18 protein-coding genes and 1 tRNA gene are annotated in these 16329 nt (G+C 64.8%); 6 read left to right on the top strand and 13 right to left on the bottom strand.

Annotation, left to right across the window (positions count from 1 at the left end):
- Position 1: 1 nt before the first annotated feature.
- Complete coding sequence (locus FIU81_RS12180; protein ID WP_172971469.1) at positions 2-1285, bottom strand: DUF2254 domain-containing protein; 1284 nt, start codon at positions 1283-1285, stop codon at positions 2-4.
- Positions 1286-1417: 132 nt separating this feature from the next.
- On the opposite strand from FIU81_RS12180, the gene FIU81_RS12175 reads away from it, so the two are divergent.
- Positions 1418-1493, top strand: a tRNA-Ala gene (locus tag FIU81_RS12175).
- A 202-nt stretch (positions 1494-1695) separates the two neighbouring features.
- Entirely contained in the window at positions 1696-2745 is a 1050-nt protein-coding gene (locus FIU81_RS12170) for a dipeptidase (protein ID WP_124111221.1), read from the top strand.
- Here the strand turns inward: FIU81_RS12170 and argE are convergent.
- Both argE and FIU81_RS12160 read right to left on the bottom strand, forming a co-directional pair.
- On the bottom strand, positions 2742-3896 hold the full coding sequence (argE, locus tag FIU81_RS12165; RefSeq protein ID WP_124111222.1) for an acetylornithine deacetylase: 1155 nt from the start codon (positions 3894-3896) through the stop codon (positions 2742-2744). The genes FIU81_RS12170 and argE overlap by 4 nt on opposite strands.
- A complete protein-coding gene (locus FIU81_RS12160; RefSeq protein ID WP_124111223.1) occupies positions 3893-5068 on the bottom strand; it encodes a M24 family metallopeptidase in 1176 nt (391 codons plus the stop codon). Before FIU81_RS12160 ends, argE begins: the two co-directional genes overlap by 4 nt.
- An 86-nt stretch (positions 5069-5154) precedes the next feature.
- Here FIU81_RS12160 and FIU81_RS12155 point away from each other — a divergent pair, with 86 nt between their 5' ends.
- Entirely contained in the window at positions 5155-6525 is a 1371-nt protein-coding gene (locus tag FIU81_RS12155; protein WP_124111347.1) for an aspartate aminotransferase family protein, read from the top strand.
- An 88-nt stretch (positions 6526-6613) separates the two neighbouring features.
- On the opposite strand, the gene FIU81_RS12150 is transcribed toward FIU81_RS12155, so the two are convergent.
- Genes FIU81_RS12150 through FIU81_RS12125 form a run of 6 tightly spaced genes read right to left on the bottom strand, consistent with a single transcriptional unit; the run spans position 6614 to position 11778 of the window.
- Positions 6614-7819: a TCR/Tet family MFS transporter gene (locus tag FIU81_RS12150; protein ID WP_124111224.1), complete on the bottom strand. Its 1206-nt coding sequence runs from the start codon at positions 7817-7819 to the stop codon at positions 6614-6616.
- A 41-nt stretch (positions 7820-7860) separates the two neighbouring features.
- Positions 7861-8559, bottom strand: a complete 699-nt coding sequence (locus FIU81_RS12145) for an alpha/beta fold hydrolase (protein ID WP_124111225.1) — start codon at positions 8557-8559, stop codon at positions 7861-7863.
- Positions 8556-9248, bottom strand: coding sequence for an alpha/beta fold hydrolase (locus FIU81_RS12140; RefSeq protein ID WP_172971468.1), 693 nt, complete (start codon positions 9246-9248; stop codon positions 8556-8558). Before FIU81_RS12140 ends, FIU81_RS12145 begins: the two co-directional genes overlap by 4 nt.
- Positions 9249-9263: 15 nt before the next feature.
- Entirely contained in the window at positions 9264-10220 is a 957-nt protein-coding gene (locus FIU81_RS12135) for a threonine/serine dehydratase (protein ID WP_124111227.1), read from the bottom strand.
- 51 nt (positions 10221-10271) lie between these two features.
- Positions 10272-11099 (bottom strand): alpha/beta fold hydrolase, encoded by an 828-nt coding sequence (locus FIU81_RS12130; RefSeq protein ID WP_124111228.1) that lies wholly within the window; start codon positions 11097-11099, stop codon positions 10272-10274.
- Positions 11092-11778 (bottom strand): haloacid dehalogenase type II, encoded by a 687-nt coding sequence (locus FIU81_RS12125; protein ID WP_124111229.1) that lies wholly within the window; start codon positions 11776-11778, stop codon positions 11092-11094. Before FIU81_RS12125 ends, FIU81_RS12130 begins: the two co-directional genes overlap by 8 nt.
- A gap of 183 nt (positions 11779-11961) precedes the next feature.
- Between FIU81_RS12125 and FIU81_RS12120 the strand changes: the two genes are divergently transcribed.
- Positions 11962-12390 (top strand): FKBP-type peptidyl-prolyl cis-trans isomerase, encoded by a 429-nt coding sequence (locus FIU81_RS12120; RefSeq protein ID WP_124111230.1) that lies wholly within the window; start codon positions 11962-11964, stop codon positions 12388-12390.
- Positions 12391-12477: 87 nt separating this feature from the next.
- The gene (locus FIU81_RS16765) at positions 12478-12654 is read left to right on the top strand and encodes a hypothetical protein (RefSeq protein WP_172971467.1); all 177 of its coding nucleotides are present in this window, start codon (positions 12478-12480) and stop codon (positions 12652-12654) included.
- A gap of 61 nt (positions 12655-12715) precedes the next feature.
- On the opposite strand, the gene FIU81_RS12115 is transcribed toward FIU81_RS16765, so the two are convergent.
- The 4 genes from FIU81_RS12115 to fabA are packed head-to-tail and all read right to left on the bottom strand — an operon-like array spanning position 12716 to position 15777.
- Entirely contained in the window at positions 12716-13177 is a 462-nt protein-coding gene (locus FIU81_RS12115; RefSeq protein WP_124111231.1) for a YdcF family protein, read from the bottom strand.
- 13 nt (positions 13178-13190) lie between these two features.
- Positions 13191-13982, bottom strand: coding sequence for an enoyl-ACP reductase (locus FIU81_RS12110; protein WP_124111232.1), 792 nt, complete (start codon positions 13980-13982; stop codon positions 13191-13193).
- A 4-nt stretch (positions 13983-13986) separates the two neighbouring features.
- Positions 13987-15216 (bottom strand): beta-ketoacyl-ACP synthase II, encoded by a 1230-nt coding sequence (locus FIU81_RS12105; protein WP_124111233.1) that lies wholly within the window; start codon positions 15214-15216, stop codon positions 13987-13989.
- Positions 15217-15267: 51 nt separating this feature from the next.
- Positions 15268-15777, bottom strand: a complete 510-nt coding sequence (fabA, locus tag FIU81_RS12100) for a bifunctional 3-hydroxydecanoyl-ACP dehydratase/trans-2-decenoyl-ACP isomerase (RefSeq protein ID WP_124111234.1) — start codon at positions 15775-15777, stop codon at positions 15268-15270.
- A 106-nt stretch (positions 15778-15883) separates the two neighbouring features.
- On the opposite strand from fabA, the gene irrA reads away from it, so the two are divergent.
- Positions 15884-16324 (top strand): iron response transcriptional regulator IrrA, encoded by a 441-nt coding sequence (irrA, locus tag FIU81_RS12095; RefSeq protein ID WP_124111235.1) that lies wholly within the window; start codon positions 15884-15886, stop codon positions 16322-16324.
- Positions 16325-16329: the final 5 nt, after the last annotated feature.

Below are 16329 nucleotides of genomic sequence, written 5' to 3'. Positions count from 1 at the left end.
GCTAGCTGGTCTCGCGGAAGAAACTAGAGTTATCCTCTTCTCCAAGCGCCTCGACCACCGCTTCCTTTGGCTTCTCGCTGGTAACAGGGGCGGGGCCGTCGGCGATGGCGTGCTCGGATATGCGGCGCAGGTCTTCCAGGATCAGGATGCCGTCGCGCGAATAACTCAGTCCGCGCGCACTTAGGCCACGGGCCGATTGGGCGATGCCGGGATCATCGTGCTTGGCCAGATCGCGCGCGGCGGTCTGGATGGCATGCCCGATCTCGAAGAACGTCCGCCCGTCGCGCGAGATCGGATCCAGCGTCGTTGCCACAAGGCCCATCATGTTCAGACCCGGCATGTAGACGTTCGGCGCCGCTGGCTCTGCCATCTCGCGTTCCGGCTCGATCTCACTGATCAGGCGCGACAGCCGACTGGCGATATACACACCCGTGCGCGGGTCGTTGATGCCGGGCGACAGGGCGCGCTCTCCGATTTCGGTCAGAAGGAGCAGGGAATACAGGATGTCCTGCCCGTGCTCACGCCGGTCGGAGATAAGGAAATTTGCGCGCAGCGAAGTGGCCTGCTCATCGGTCAGCCGCACATCGCCGACGACTTGGGCCAGCGTCTCTCCTTTCATCACCCAATCCCCGGCGCGTTGTTGGACGTGGACGGTGACGCCGATTTCCCCTGCGGTATCCGACAGGGATGTCGTGGCGATGTTCTGTACGTAGCCGGTCTGGTCCGAGATAAGCTTGGTCGCCCCTGCCGGCACGACAGGCAGGGCGGCACGGCCGCCCAGATAGGGATAGGCGTTGAAGTCCTTGATCGCCTCTTCAGCGCGTTCGTCCGCGCGCCGCATTGTCGCCTCGACCGAGCCCAAGCCATCCAAGTGGCCGACCCACCGCAGGATCGCGACGACCACCATGCCGATCACCAAAACCGTCAGGATGTAGACCAGCGCCAGTTCGCCTTCGACGAACAACCCCGTGTTCATCAGGATAGTCAGCGTCAGCGCGTAGATGAACGCCCCGATAAATGTGGCGATCACGGTCTGCGTGCGGCGATCCTGTTGCAGCAAACGGTAGGCACGCGGCGTGGCGTTGCCATCGGTGGCCAGATGCGCGGTCACCATGATCGACAGCGAAAACGTCGCCACCGTCAGCATGGAGTTCGTCAGAATATCCAGCAGCGCCTGCAGCGTTTCACGGTCGATCTTCGTCGTCAGCGAAAAGGGCAGCAAGTTGCCAAGGGGCGCCAGCAGGGCCGCCAGCACCGCCATCCCCGAGATCAGCGCCGCACGCACCCAAAGACGGCGCGCAAGCTGCCGGAATTTGACAATGAGATTTAAAAACATTCTGCACTGCAACGCCTCCCGATCCCGCCTTGTTCCCCGCTTGACAAGGGTAGGGGGCTGGGGCACTCCCTGCGCCCGAGTGGGGCCGTAGCTCAGTTGGGAGAGCGCGTCGTTCGCAATGACGAGGTCGTCGGTTCGATCCCGATCGGCTCCACCAAGTTTTTCAATCGAAGATTAAAAAACAGTGCGCGAAAGCGTTTGCCCGCAAACGCGTGCGGCACCCGGTTTAATTCTCGTGCTCGCCTTCCGCGAACCTCGTTCGGCGTTCCAGCCCTTCAAACCCTCGCCCGCCCACTCCTTCCGGTTGTCCCCGCCCGCGCTTTCGCGTTGGGTGCCCGTGACGAAAAAGGAGCGATCCCATGCGCGAGCCGCTAATCTTCGACGGGCACAATGACCTGCTGACACGCCTTTTGACGCTGGGCGGGGTCTCAGCCGTGGCGGGACTGGCGCAGGGGGGCGAGGGAGCCATCGACATGCCTGCCGCCCGCGCCGGTGGTTTCGGCGGGGGCTTCTTCGCGATCTGGGTGCCGTCGCCCATGGATGCCTCGGCCCGCATGGCCGCGATGCAGGGCGAGACCTACGACATGCCGCTGCCGGATATGGTCGCACAGGGCGCCGCCAGCCGTGTGGTCGAGGAAGAATTCGCGATCCTGGAAGAATTGGAACGGCAGGGCATGGTTCGGGTGTGCCGGACCGTTGCCGATCTGCGCGAAACGCTGGGATCGGATCGGCTGGCCGCGATCTGCCACATCGAAGGGGCAGAGGCCATCGGCCCCGATTCGACAGAACTGGAAGGCTTCTATGCGCGCGGCCTGCGGTCCCTCGGCCCGGTCTGGTCGCGCGATACCATCTTCGGGCATGGCGTGCCCTTCCGCTTCCCCTCTACCGGCGATATTGGTCCCGGACTGACGGATGCAGGTAAGCGGCTGGTGCGCGAATGCGACCGGCTGGGGATCATGCTGGACATGAGCCACCTGAACGAGGCGGGCTTCCGCGACGTGGCGGCGATCAGCACACGGCCCGTGGTGGCGACGCATTCCAACGCCCATGCCGTCTCGCCGCACGCCCGCAACCTGACCGACGCACAGCTTGATATCATCGCTGAAAGCGACGGGATGGTGGGCCTGAACTTCGCCTGCGCTTTCCTTCGACCTGATGGCAAGATGCGCTCGGACGTAGGCGTGGACGTTCTATTGCGGCACCTCGATCACCTGATCGACCGGCTGGGCGAGGATCGCGTGGGGATCGGGTCGGACTACGATGGCGCGCTTGTGCCCGCCGAATTGCGGACCGTGGGCGATCTGGGCGTGCTACGGCAGGCGATGGCGGACCACGGCTATGACGCGCCGCTGATGGAAAAGATCTGCCATGGCAACTGGTTGCGCGTGCTGAAGAAAAGCTGGGCCTAGCGCAGACGCGCGTCCAACCGTTCCAGCATCGTGATGCAGGCGGCAAGCTGGTCGCGGCTGACGTATTCATCCGCCTTATGTGCCTGTTCGATAGAGCCGGGACCACAGACAACTGCCGCACAGCCGAGTTGCTGGAACAGCCCTGCCTCCGTCCCAAACGCGACGGTGGCGGTGCCGTTGTCGCCGGTCAGCGCGCAGACGATATCGCGGGCTTCGTTGTCAGTAACGGGCTCTAACCCGACCACGTCGCCGATCGTCGAAGTTTCAATTTTCGCGCTTTCGTGGACGGCGCGCATGGCCGGAAGCAGCACGGAATTGCAGTAATCGCGCATCGTGCGGATGGCGTGATCCTTGTCAGCTGCGTTTACCGGGCGCAGTTCCCAATCCACATGTGCCAGCCCGGCGATGACGTTGCGAGCAACGCCGCCTTCGAACCGGCCGACCTGAACGGTGGTGTAGGGTGGGTCGAAGGCGCCGTTGGCCGGGGCGCGATCCTTCAGGTCAGCGCGCAGCTCTAGCAAACGCACCATGAATCGCGCCGCGTATTCGGTCGCTGAAACACCGCGATCCGGGTCCGATCCGTGCCCCTCGAGCCCGTGAAAGGTCGTCGTGTATTCGCAACAGCCCTTGTGCCCGTCGATGATCTTCATCGATGTCGGTTCCCCAATGATCGCGACGGCGGGGCTGACGTTTTCGGATTTCAGCTGATCCACAAGGGCTTGCGCACCAAGGCAGCCGACTTCCTCGTCGTGCGTCAGCGCGAAATGCAGCGGGCGGCGCAAGGTGCCTTCGGCGTAGAGCGCTGCAACCGCCAAGGCACAGGCCAGAAAGCCCTTCATATCGCAGGACCCGCGCGCATACAGCAGCCCATCGTCTTCCCGCAAAGCGAATGGATCGCTGGTCCAGCCTGCTTCCTCTGCCGGGACCACGTCGGTGTGGCCCGACAGCACGATGCCGCCGTCGCCTTCTGGCCCGATGGTCGCAAAGAGGTTGGCTTTGCCGCCGTCTTGCGCCGCCAGCACCCGGACGCGCGCACCCACCGCTTCCAGCCGTTCGGCATACCAGTCGATCAGCGCGCGGTTGGGTCGATCGGACACGGTGGGGAAGGCTACCATGTTCGATAAGTGCAAGATTGCGGTGTCCAGCGTCATGGTTTCACGATCAATTTGCGCGGATAGTGACAAAGGCACTCTGCCGGACCGTCGTCCTTGATCAGAATGGTCTCGGTGATCTCCAGCCCCCAATCCTCCATCCACAGGGCGGGCATGAAATGGAAGGTCATGCCGGGGCGCAGGATCGTCTGGTCGTTTTCGCGGATGGAAACGGTGTGCTCGCCCCAGTCCGGCGGATAGGACAGCCCCACCGCATAGCCCGCGCGGCCCGGGCGCTCGATGCCGTGACGCAGTAGGGTGGATTTCAGAGCAATTGCGATATCGGCGGCGCGGTTGCCGGGGCGGGCGGCGTCCAGCCCAGCCTCTATCGCTTCGATCAACGCGGCTTCGGTCCGCAGCACGCGGTCCGAGGGCGTGCCAAGGAAGACTGTCCGACAGAACGGCGCGTGATAGCGGCGATGACAGCCGGACAGTTCGAAGAATGTCGCTTCGCCCGTCTCGAACGGCCGCCCATCCCATGTCAGATGCGCCGCCGTCGCATCTTCGCCAGACGGCACCAGCGGCACGATGGCAGGATAGTCACCCCACGCGCCGTCGACCCCCTGGATCGCGTCGCGGTAGATTTCGGCGACCAGATCGTTCTTGGCCATACCCGGCTCGACCCGCTCCATCACGCCCTCGATCATCTTGGTCGAGATCGCGGCGGCCTTGCGCATGACCACCAGTTCCTCGTCGGATTTGACGGTGCGTTGCCAGTTCACGGTGTTGGTGGCGTCGGCGAAGGTGGCCTGCGGCATCTGTTCCAGCAGCACTTCCAGTGCGCGGGCGGTGAAATAGTAGTTCTCTTTCTCGACCCCGATGCGCGCCGACGCCAACCCATGCTCGGCGAACAGCGCGGCCAAGGTCTCCATCGGGTGCAGGTCATCGGATTGGATGTAGTCGTCGGTGTAGTCGCGGATGTAGTCCGCGCTCATCCAGGCCGTGCGGCGTGCACCGAAGCTGTCCATGCGACGGCCCCACCAGACCGGGGCGCCATCGGGCAACAGCAGAACACCCTGATGCACGTAGAAGGACCAGCCGTCGTAGCCCGTCAGCCAGTTCATGTTCGACGGGTTGGTGACGAAGAGGGCATCCAGCCCCTCTCTTTCCATCGCGCGCCGGGTCAGCGCGATGCGGCGGTCGAATTCGGCTTGGCTGAAACGCTCGGACATGGGCCCCCTCCACAAGACTTTGCATTGTGTGCGACGCGGCGTAGGACTGGCGCAAGCATCGAATGAAGGAACCTGCCATGAATGAGATCCTGCGCAACGATCAGCTGGGCCAATGGGACCGCGAAAGCTTCATGCACCCCTCGACGCATCTGGGCCAATTCGCCCGCGGCGAGATGCAGGGCCGGATCATCACCGGCGGTGAGGGCAGTCACATTCAGGACCGAGACGGCCAGCGCTGGCTGGACGGTTTCGCGGGCCTCTACTGCGTGAACGTGGGCTACGGGCGGCAGCAGATCGCCGAGGCCATCGCCACGCAGGCCAAGGAGTTGTCCTACTATCATGCCTACGTCGGCCACGGCACCGAGGCCTCGATTACGCTGGCCAAGATGGTGATGGACCGCGCGCCGGATCACATGAGCAAGGTCTATTTCGGCCTGTCGGGATCGGACGCGAACGAGACCAACATCAAGCTGATCTGGTACTACAACAACATCCTGGGCCGGCCCGAGAAGAAGAAGATCATCTCGCGTTGGCGGGGCTACCACGGGTCGGGGCTGATGACCGGATCACTGACCGGCCTGCCGCTGTTCCACAACAAGTTCGACCTGCCGTTGGCGGGCGTGCTGCACACCACGGCACCCTATTACTTCGCGCGTGAAGACTGGTCGCAGTCCGAGGCGCAGTTCGTCGCGCAATGCGCCGCCGATCTGGAAGAGATGATCGAACGCGAGGGCGCCGACACCATCGCCGCCTTCTGGGCAGAGCCGATGCTTGGCACCGGTGGCATCGTGCCCCCGCCCGTCGGCTACTGGGAGGCCATCGCGCCGATCCTGAAGAAGCACGACATCCTGCTGGTCGCGGATGAGGTCGTCACCGGTTTCGGACGTCTGGGCAGTTACTGGGGGTCCGAGTACTACGGGATCGAGCCCGATTTCATGACAGTGGCAAAGGGGCTGACTTCGGCTTACGCCCCGCTGTCCGGGTCCATCATTTCGGACAAGGTGTGGAAGGTGCTGGAGCAGGGCACGGACGAAAACGGCCCCATCGGACACGGCTGGACCTACTCGGCGCACCCCATCGGGGCGGCGGCTGGCGTCGCGAACCTGAAGCTGTTGGACGAGCTGAAGCTGATGGAGAACGCCGGGACGGTCGGCGCCTATCTGAACGCGCAAATGGCCGACGCCCTGGCCGATCACCCCCACGTAGGAGAGGTTCGGGGCGAGGGTATGCTCTGCGCCGTCGAGCTGGTCGAGAAGCGCGATCCGCGCAAGTATTTCGATCCGTCGCGCAAGATCGGTGCGAAGGTCATTGCGGAACTGGCGACGCATCACATCATCGGGCGCGCCATGCCGGGCGGTGACATCCTTGGCTTCGCGCCCCCGTTCTGCCTGACGCGGGACGAGGCGGACCGGATCGTGGACGGCGTCGTGAAGGCGATCCGCGGGGCGGGGCTGTAGGCCGCACCGGTCGCGGTCGAAGATCACGGAAATTCGTAGGGCGTGATGAACCCCTGCGAATTTTCTAATCTGCTCGCCCTCTCAGTCCCTAGGAGGTCATCCTCTTCCGGCTCAGGAACACCCAGACGCAGACGCCCATAAGCACCATGGACAGCAGGAACGGCGCCCCCGGCAGGTAGAAGGGCGTCGTCTCTGCCGTGGCGAGCCAGAAGATGTTGCTCATGATCAGCGGCGATACGATCATCGCAAGTGCCCCGGCGCTGGTCAGCAGCCCCTGCAACCCGCCTTGGCTGTTGTCCGGGATTGCCCGACTCATCATCGCCTGTAGCGCGGGGATCACTACGGCGCCCAAGGCGGCGAGCGGGGTCAGGATCAGCGCCACCGTGCCGCTCGTCACCAGACCAAGCGCCAGGAACGCGACGCCGTTGAACACGATCCCCCATAGGACCGTCCGCCGGTCGCCCAGATACTTCAGAACCAACCGGATCAGCGCCCCCTGCACCACGGCCAGCGAGATGCCGAACAGCCCCAGCGACAACCCGATGCTGCGCGGTCCCCAGCCAAAGCGCTCTTCCGCGAAGTAGGCCCAGATCGCGGGATAGACGAAGAAGGCGGTCTGATAGAGGAAGAACAGGAACGTCAGGCGACCCACGCGTTCCTGACGGCCCAGATCCAGAAGCGCCCCCAACGGGTTGGCGCGCTTCCAGTGGAACTTGCGGCGGATGCTGTCGGTCACGGTTTCCGGCAGCACGATCACGCCAAGGATCATGTTCGCCAGCGCCAGACTCGCAGCGGCCCAAAACGGCGCGCGAGTGCCGAATTCGGCCAGCACTCCGCCCAGAAGCGGCCCCGCAACGAAGCCCAACCCGAAGGCCGCGCCAACAAGACCGAAGCGCGCGGCTTTCTGTTCGGGCGTCGATATGTCGGCGATGAAGGCGGTCGCCACCGACCGTGTCGAGGACGCGATACCCCCCATGATCCGCGCGGCCAACAGCACCCAGATGTTTCCGGCCAGTGCGACGATGATGTAGTCCAGCGCCATGACCGACAGGGTGATCAGCAGGATCGGCCGCCGCCCGTATTGATCCGACAGCGTGCCCAGAAGCGGGCCGCACAGGAATTGCATACCCGCGTAAGCGGTCGCGAAAATGCCACCCCACAGGGCGGCTTGGGCGATGGTGCCGCCCTCGATCTCGCGGATCAGCGACGGCATCACGGGGATCACCAGACCGATACCCATGGCGTCGATCATCAGGGTGATGAAGATGAAGATCAGGGGCAGGCGAGTGCGCATGAACAGTCCGAACGGCGCGCGCAGGGGCGCAACTCGGCGACCTATAACGCGGCAAGTGCGGTAAGGCGACGTGCCAGATCGCGCGGGGCCGCAAAGAAAGGTGAGTGTGACGTGGGCATGTGCTGCACGTCCGCAATCCCCTTCGCCATCTGCTCTTGGAAACCGGGCAGGATCGCACGGTCATCGTCGCATACGATGTAGTGACGCGGCACCTCCGGCGTGGCAGGCGACAGGCCCACGCGCTGCGGCAGAACTGGCTGCGGCGTCAGGTGCTTGCGCGCACGGGCGATCTGTTCCGGCGTGCAGTCGTGGTAGAACAATGGTTCCAGACTGGCATCGTCGAACAGCAACGTGGTGCGATCCTCTGAATGGCGGATCACCGGCAGCAAGGGCTGCTCGGGCCAGTCGTGGCGCATGTCGGCGATGCTGGCGCCGTCCCGCGGAACGTAGGCGGTCAGGTAGACCAGTCTCGCAACCAGTTCCGGTGCCTTCAGCGCGGCCGCTGTCACGGGAAACCCGCCCATAGAGTGACCCACGACGATGGTGGGCCGCTCGATGGCCTGCAGGATCGCATCGGCATAGGCGTCCAGCGTGACCTCTGCGCGCGGGGTGGGATCGTCGCCGTGTCCCGGCAGGTCGATGGCGCGAGCGGGTTGGCCCATGGTCTCCAGTTCAGCCAGCACCTCTGACCAGCACCACGCTCCGTGGCAAGAGCCGTGGATCAACAGGATTTCAGTCATCGTTGGCCCTCCGCAGGGGATGAAAGGTGGCCGATGCGCGCAAGGAAGTCCATCAACACGCGCGCCACGTCTTGGGGAGCCTCGCGTGGTGCATCGTGGCCCGCGCCGCGCAGCAGAACCGTTTCCGCTCCGGGAATCAGCGTCGCCGCCTCTTGCGCCAAGTCGGGCGGCACCGTGCGGTCGCGCGTGCCCGACAGGATCAGCGCGGGCAGGCGCAGCGTTGCCGTCGCAGCCATCAGGTCGGTGCCCGCCAGCGCCGCGCAAGTGCCCGCATAGCCGCGCGGGTCCGCGCCCTCGGGGATCCTGTCGCGTCGCTCTGCTTCGGCTCGCCACCCGTCGGGCGTGCCAATCTTCGGGGCGCTGTTCACCAGAACCAGCGCCCGCACCAAGTCCAGTCGTTTCACCGCCAGCGCCTGCGCCACCATCCCGCCCAAGCCCAGTCCCGCGACGACGGCATCCCGCACGCCGTGGGCGGCAAGACTGCGCTCCAGATCGCCGACGATCCGCCCCATGGCGTAGGGAGGATCGGGCACCGGAGACGCGCCGTGCCCCCGCAGATCGGGGCGCAGCACATGCAGATCGCGCGGCATTGCATCGGCTACATCTGCCCAGATCCCACCGTCCTGCCCCAGCCCGTGCAGCAGCACCAGCGCCGGACCACCCGCCGCACCATGCGTCGCAACATGCAAGACCGGCTCCATCGGCTACAGCCCCGCCAGCGCGCGCGTCATCATCGCCGGATCGCAATTGCCGCCCGACAGGATGACGGTCACCGCGTCGCCTTCGATCCGGTCGCTGTGATACAGCGCCGCCGCCAGCGCCACCGCGCCGCCCGGTTCCGCGCCGACCTTCAAGCGCAACCACGCCTGCGCCATCGCCGACAGCGCCTGTTCATCTGTGACACTCAGGCCCGGCCCGCTCAGGCGCTTCAGGATCGGGAACGTCAGCTCTCCCGGAATCGGCGTTACGATCGCATCGCAGATCGAGCCCGAAACGCGGTCGTTGCCAAGCCGCTCGCCCGCGTCCAGAGACCGGGCCACGTCGTCGAAGCCCACGGGCTCCACCGGGCGCACCCGCAGATCGGGGCGGGTATCGGCCAAAGCGACGGCGATGCCAGAACTCAGCCCCCCGCCGCCGCAGCAAACCAGCACATCGCCCGACACATCGCCCGGCAGTTGCTCGGCCAGCTCAAGCCCAACCGTGCCTTGCCCGGCGATAACATCCGGATCGTCATAGGGGCGGATCAGGTGCAACCCGCGCTCTTTCGCCACTGCCGCGCCGATGTCTTCCCGACTTTCACCGCCCGCGCGGTCGTAAAGGAGCACCTCTGCCCCCAGCGCGCGGGTGTTTGCGATCTTGAGGGCGGGGGCGTCGGCGGGCATCACGATCACCGCCGTCACCCCCCGCAACGCCGCCGCCGCCGCGACACCCTGCGCGTGGTTGCCCGACGAATAGGCGATGACGCCCGTTCCGTCAGGCAAGGCCGACACCGCCGACAGAGCACCCCGGAACTTGAACGACCCCGTCACCTGCAACGGTTCGGCCTTCACGAAAACGCGCCGACCGGCGATCTCATCCAGAAAGGGCGAGGTCAGCACCGGCGTGCGCCGCGCGTGACCGTAAATGCGCTGCGCCGCTGCCCTGATCGCCTCTGGGGTCATGCCCACACCCTTCTTTGTTTTCCCAAATACTCGATGGCGCGCCGCTGCGAGTCAGACCGCCGGAAGCCTGCCGCGCCACGCGGCGATGGCAACCAGCGCCTCTGGCTCATCGAGAAACGGAATATGCCCGCGCCCCGGCACCTCTGCCGCGATCATGTCGGGGCGGCGGGCCTGCATTTCCGCGAAGGTCTCGGGCGACAGCAGGTCAGAGTTCGCGCCCCGGATGCAGGCCAGCGGCAGCCCTTCCAACGCGTCGAACCAGGGCCACAGGTCGGCGGCAGGTTCACCGGCCCCCGCGCGCACCACATCGCCGAGCGCCGGGTCGTAGGTGATCGCCAGTCCCTCAGCGTCTTCGGTGAAATGCGTTCGGGCTTCCTGCTGCCAACGCTCGGACGACACGCCTTCGAAGCCGACCATGCGGGTGGCCATGGCCTCTGCCATGTCCGCGTGCGTCTTCTGCGGCGGCGTGCGGCCCACGTAGTCCATGATGACGGCCAGCCCCTCGGTCGCGATGTCGGGGCCGATGTCGTTCAGGCAAACGCCCGACAGGCGATCCTTGGCCACCGCCGCCAGCAGCATCGCGATCAACCCCCCGCGCGAGGTGCCGATGATCGAGACTTGCTCCAACCCCAGATGATCGAGCAGTTCGATTACGTCGCGTCCCTCGACCGGCACGGTATAGGTCGACGGATCGGCCCAGTCGGATTTCCCCCGCCCGCGATAGTCGAGCGCGATCAACCGCGCGTTCGACAGGTGCGGCGCAAGATACTGAAAGTCCTGCGTGGTGCGGGTCAGGCCCGACAGACACAGGATCGGCTGGCCTTCGCCCTGATCCTCATAGTGCAGGCGCAAGCCGTCGAATGTGGTGAAGTCAGGCATCGGCAATTCCCGGAATGGGGGTAAGGTCATGCAGTACGTGATGGGGCTGGCCGCCCACGCGGTCCACCGGCTGATCGGCGCGGTTGACCCATGCGGTGTGGAAACCGTAGCGCGACGCCGCCGCCGCGTCCCAGCCATTGGACGAGACGAACAGCACCTCTTTCTTCGCACAGCCGAAACGCGCGCCAACCATGTCATAGACGGCATCGGCGGGTTTGAAGACGCCTACGTCCTCTACCGACAGAACGGCATCCAAGAAGTCGCCCACGCCCGCGCTGTCCACAGCGCCCGCCAGCATGTCGGGCGACCCGTTCGACAATATCGCGACATGTCTGCCCGCCAGCTTCAAAGCGGCCAGCATATCTGGCACTTCCGGATAGGCCGACAGCTGCCAATACAGCGCCAGAAGCCGCTCACGCAGGTCCGCGTCTCCGTCCAGACCGTTCGCCTCCAGCGCCCAATCCAGCCCGTCCTGCGTGACCTGCCAGAACGAGCAGTGATCGCCCATGACCGCGCGCAACCAACTGTATTCCAACTGCTTCGCCCGCCAGTCGCGGGCCAGCACCTGCCACCGATCCGCAAGCACATCGCGGCCCGGCTCGGCTGCGGCGTCGCGTGCGGCGGCAGAGACATCGAACAAGGTGCCGTAGGCGTCAAAGATGCAGGTGGTGATGGGCATGGGGTCCTCGGAATTTGCGCCACCGTCGCACGGGTTTGGCGGCGTTCCCAGCCCGGAAAACCGAGGAAATCGGGTTTCGGGGGTTTAAACCGCATCCATAGCGGCCATGTCGAGGGGCATGAACATCCCCGCGTCGCCGTTCCGGTGGCCCCAATCGAACCATCTTACCGAAAGGACAACACCATGAGCCAAGCGAAAGCCGGCGACACGATCGCCATGCATTATTCCGGTAGCCTCGCCGACGGCACCACCTTCGACAGCAGCCAGGGCCGCGAGCCTCTGGAATTCCAACTGGGCTCTGGCCAGATCATCCCGGGCCTCGACTCTGCGCTGCACGGCATGGAGCAGGGTGACAAGAAGCAGGTGAAAATCGCGCCCGAACAGGCCTATGGCGACCGAGACCCTGCCCGCGTCCAGGCTGTCCCGCGTGAGCAGATCCCGGCGGACATCCCGGTCGATCCCGGCACGCAGCTGCAGATGCAGACGCCCGACGGTCAGGCGATCCCGGTCATGGTGACCGAATCGAACGACACCGAAGTCACCATTGACGCCAACCACCCGCTGGCCGGTCAGGAACTGACCTTCGACGTGGAGATCGTCGAGATCAAGTAAGCGCGGCTTATGCGTTCTTCTTCGGGGGGCGCGCCTGTACGGGCGCGCCCTTCGTCGTTTACCAGTTTCTGTTCGGAGTGAACTTTCATGTTGAGTGATACGATTACGATGGCTTGGGCTCGACTCAATCCCTCTGAGCCGAGCTCGGGCTATCTCATCAAGCTCATGGCCTTCATGGTCGCCTGTTTCATCGGCGGATTGCTGATCGGCGGCGTCCCGGATGAAGAACGTCCCGGCCCCATCGAGGCCGCCGCGAGCCAGTGATCCGGCGTCGGTCTTGGCCGCGCCGCTGTGCCCATGGGTACTTGCAAAAGCAAAGAGTAAATTATCGACGTACCCAGATGCGCCACGCGTAGTAGGGCAGGGCGGCCGCTTCACGCGCCCAAGCCTTCAAAGCGATACGTGTGCGCGGCGTGGGGTGCCCGTGACGTGCAGAGCGCAGTCTGACCGACATGCCGCACCCTTTGAACGCCAGCCAGCACCGAAGCAGGTGATACGTGTCGCTGACGACGGTGATGCCTGCATCGGGGGCAAGCATGACGGCGACGTTGATCGCCGTTTCCATCGTGGTCGTGGCGCGGTCCTCCAGCCGGATCGCATCCACCGGCACGCCGCGTGAGATCAGCAGATCGCGCATCACCTGTGCCTCTGCCGGGCCGTGGATGCCGACCCCGCCGGAGGGGATGACCGCATCGAACCCGCCTGCCAGAAAAAGGCTTGCCGCCGCATCGCAGCGCCGTTCCAGCGTGGGCGAGGGGACGCCGCCGGGCCAGACCGCGGCGCCCATGACGACGATGACCTTAGACGTGGATATGTTCGACCTGCGGCATGCCAAGGACGTGGTAGCCGCCGTCGACGTGCAGGATCTCTCCAGTCGTGCAGGCCCCGCCGTCGCTGGCCAGATACACAGCCGTCGCTCCGACGGCTTCCAGAGTTGCGTTGGAGCGCAGCGGCGCATTCTGGTCCGTGAACTTGAACGTCTTGCGCGCGCCGCCGATGGCCGCGCCGGCAAGCGTCCGCATCGGGCCGGGGCTGATGGCGTTCACGCGGATACCCTGGGGGCCAAGGTCGTTCGCCAGGTAGCGCGTGGCCGATTCCAGCGCCGCCTTGGCCACGCCCATCACGTTGTAATAGGGCGTGACCTTGTTCGAACCTTGGTAGGTCATCGTCAGCAAGGTGCCGCCGTTGGGCATCATTTCCGACGCCCGCTTGGCCACGTCGATGAATGAATAGCAGCTGATCGAAAGCGAGTTGCGGAAGTTTGCGCGGGTCGTGTTGATAAATCGGCCCGTAAGCTCGTCCTTGTCCGAAAACGCGATGGCGTGGATGACGCAATCCAGCGTGTCCCAGCGTTCCTTGAGCGAGGCGAAGGCCGCATCCATGCTGTCGTCATCGGACACGTCCGCCTGCACGATAATGTCCGACCCGACGCTTTCCGCCAGCGGTTTCACGCGCTTCAAAAGCGCGTCGCCCTGGTAGGTAAACGCCAGTTCAGCGCCCGCGTCCGCCATCGCCTTGGCACATCCCCAGGCGATCGAGCGGTCGTTCGCAACGCCCATCACCAGAACGCGTTTGCCATCCATCATACCCATGGGGTCAGTCCTTCCACTTGCTCAGCAGCATAGAGCCATTGGTGCCGCCGAACCCGAAGGAGTTCGTCATCACGGTGTCGAGGTTTGCGTTTTCCACCAGCTTCGTCGCGATCTCGCCTTCGTGGATCGCCGGGTCCAGCGTTTCCACGTTGATCGACGGCGCGATGAAGTCGTGCTGCAGCATCAACAGGCAATACACGGCTTCCTGCGCGCCGGTCGCGCCCTGGCTGTGGCCGGTCATCGACTTGGTCGAGCTGATCGGGGGCGTGGAGCCTTCGCCAAAAACGCGGCGCACGGCTTCGACCTCGCCCACGTCGCCGACGGGGGTCGAGGTGCCGTGGGCGTTGATGTAACTGACACTACGTCCTTCCGGCAGGGTGCCGCGCGCGATCCGCATGGCACGCTCACCGCCCTCGCCAGAGGGCGCGACCATGTCAGCCCCGTCCGACGTTGCGCCGAAGCCCGTGACTTCCGCGTAGATTTTCGCCCCGCGCGCCTGCGCGTGCTCCAGCGATTCCAGCACCAGCATCGCACCGCCGCCCGCGATGACGAACCCGTCGCGATCCTTGTCGAACGCGCGGCTGGCCTTGGTGGGCGTGTCGTTGAACTTCGACGACATCGCGCCCATCGCGTCGAACAGGCACGACAGCGTCCAGTCCAGCTCTTCCCCGCCGCCCGCGAACATCACGTCCTGCAAGCCCAGCTGGATTTGCTGCGCGGCCATGCCGATGCAGTGCAGGCTGGTCGAACAGGCCGAGGTGATCGAGAAGTTCATCCCCTTGATCTGGTAAGCTGTGCAGAGGTTCGCGCTGACGGTCGAGGACATGGCCTTGGGCACCGCGAACGGCCCGATCCGCTTGGGCGCGCCCTTCTCTTCGACGATCTTGTGCGCCTCATAGAGCGCGCTGGTGGACGGCCCGCCCGATCCAGCGATCAGGCCCGTCTTGGGGTTCGACACAACATCATCGGGCAGACCCGCATCGGCAATCGCCTGACCCATTGCGATATGCGCGTAAGCGGCACCCGGCCCCATGAACCGCAGGGTGCGCTTGTCCACATGCTCGGACACGTTGATCTTCAAGGTGCCCGCGATCTGGCTGCGGAACCCGCGCTCTGCCATTTCCGCCGAGGCTTCGATACCAGAGGTGCCGGCCTTCAGGGCCTGCGTGACCTCCTCGACGTTGTTGCCGATGGGCGAGACGATCCCGAGACCGGTGACGACAACACGTTTCATTGGCAGGCCTTCGATGGGACGCAACGCATGGGATTCTCCCTTTAGGACAGGTCAGCTTTCGCTCAGCGCGACCTTCATGTCCTTGACTTGATAGATCAACTCGCCGTCCGCGTGAACCGTGCCATTGGCGACACCCATGGTCAGGCGGCGGGTCTGGATGGCCTTGGTGAACTGCACGTCGTAGGTCAGCATCTTGCGGTCTGGGCGGACCATGCCGGTCAGCTTCACTTCGCCCACGCCGAGCGCATAGCCGCGCCCCTGCCAGCCGCGCCAACCAAGGTTGAAGCCGGTCAGCTGCCATAGACCGTCCAGGCCAAGGCAGCCGGGCATGATCGGATTGCCGGGGAAGTGACATTCGAAGAACCACAGGTCGGGGGTGATATCGAACTCTGCGACCACGTGGCCCTTGCCGTGCTCGCCGCCGTCGCCGGAAATGTCGGTGATGCGGTCCATCATCAGCATCGGGGGCAGGGGCAGCTGAGCATTGCCTTCCCCAAACAGCTCTCCGCGTGCGCAGGCAAGCAGCGCTTCCTTGTCGAAGGATGTGGGATAGTCGGCCATTGGTCTCTCCTGCCCGTGGGTTGCCTGTGGCTTATCAGGCGGTGGCGAAATCGTGCAAGGGCAGGGCGATTGAAACCCATCCGCTTTCCACCCTATATAGACGGTAATGAGCAGGATCGACACGCATATCGACGACACCCGCCTTGCGCGCGGGGCCGACTGGCTGGCGGGGGCTGAATTACGCCCGACGCGGCAGCGGGTGTCGCTGGCCGCGCTTCTGGTGGGCGACGGGCAAGACCGGCACGTCACCGCAGAGGCTTTGTACGCTGCGTCCCGCGATGCCGGAGAAGCGGTGTCGCTGGCGACGGTCTATAACACGCTCAGGGCGTTTTGCGACGCGGGACTGCTGCAAGAGGTGCGGGTCGAGGGGCAGAAAAGCTACTTCGACACCCGCATGGACGACCATCCCCACTTCCTGCTGGAAGAAGATGGCCAACTGATCGACGCCGCCGCCGAACAGTTGAAGATCGCCGAACTGCCCACACCGCCCGAGGGCACAGAGATCGCGTCCGTCGATGTGATCATCCGGCTGCGCCGCGTCGAATAGGGCGT

The sequence above is a fragment of the Palleronia sp. THAF1 genome, from assembly GCF_009363795.1.
GTDB lineage: Bacteria > Pseudomonadota > Alphaproteobacteria > Rhodobacterales > Rhodobacteraceae > Palleronia.
The sequence above is the reverse complement of the archived record's forward strand: the minus strand, read 5'-3'. Positions and strand labels throughout refer to the sequence as shown.

Coding starts and splice junctions, on each gene's coding strand:
- FIU81_RS12170 (WP_124111221.1), top strand. CDS start 1,696: ATGCGCGAGCCGCTAATCTTCGACGGGCACAATGACCTGCTGACACGC.
- argE (WP_124111222.1), bottom strand. CDS start 3,896: ATGACGCTGGACACCGCAATCTTGCACTTATCGAACATGGTAGCCTTC.
- FIU81_RS12160 (WP_124111223.1), bottom strand. CDS start 5,068: ATGTCCGAGCGTTTCAGCCAAGCCGAATTCGACCGCCGCATCGCGCTG.
- FIU81_RS12150 (WP_124111224.1), bottom strand. CDS start 7,819: ATGCGCACTCGCCTGCCCCTGATCTTCATCTTCATCACCCTGATGATC.
- FIU81_RS12145 (WP_124111225.1), bottom strand. CDS start 8,559: ATGACTGAAATCCTGTTGATCCACGGCTCTTGCCACGGAGCGTGGTGC.
- FIU81_RS12135 (WP_124111227.1), bottom strand. CDS start 10,220: ATGACCCCAGAGGCGATCAGGGCAGCGGCGCAGCGCATTTACGGTCAC.
- FIU81_RS12130 (WP_124111228.1), bottom strand. CDS start 11,099: ATGCCTGACTTCACCACATTCGACGGCTTGCGCCTGCACTATGAGGAT.
- FIU81_RS12125 (WP_124111229.1), bottom strand. CDS start 11,778: ATGCCCATCACCACCTGCATCTTTGACGCCTACGGCACCTTGTTCGAT.
- FIU81_RS12120 (WP_124111230.1), top strand. CDS start 11,962: ATGAGCCAAGCGAAAGCCGGCGACACGATCGCCATGCATTATTCCGGT.
- FIU81_RS16765 (WP_172971467.1), top strand. CDS start 12,478: ATGTTGAGTGATACGATTACGATGGCTTGGGCTCGACTCAATCCCTCT.
- FIU81_RS12115 (WP_124111231.1), bottom strand. CDS start 13,177: ATGGGCGCCGCGGTCTGGCCCGGCGGCGTCCCCTCGCCCACGCTGGAA.
- FIU81_RS12110 (WP_124111232.1), bottom strand. CDS start 13,982: ATGGGTATGATGGATGGCAAACGCGTTCTGGTGATGGGCGTTGCGAAC.
- FIU81_RS12105 (WP_124111233.1), bottom strand. CDS start 15,216: ATGAAACGTGTTGTCGTCACCGGTCTCGGGATCGTCTCGCCCATCGGC.
- fabA (WP_124111234.1), bottom strand. CDS start 15,777: ATGGCCGACTATCCCACATCCTTCGACAAGGAAGCGCTGCTTGCCTGC.
- irrA (WP_124111235.1), top strand. CDS start 15,884: ATGAGCAGGATCGACACGCATATCGACGACACCCGCCTTGCGCGCGGG.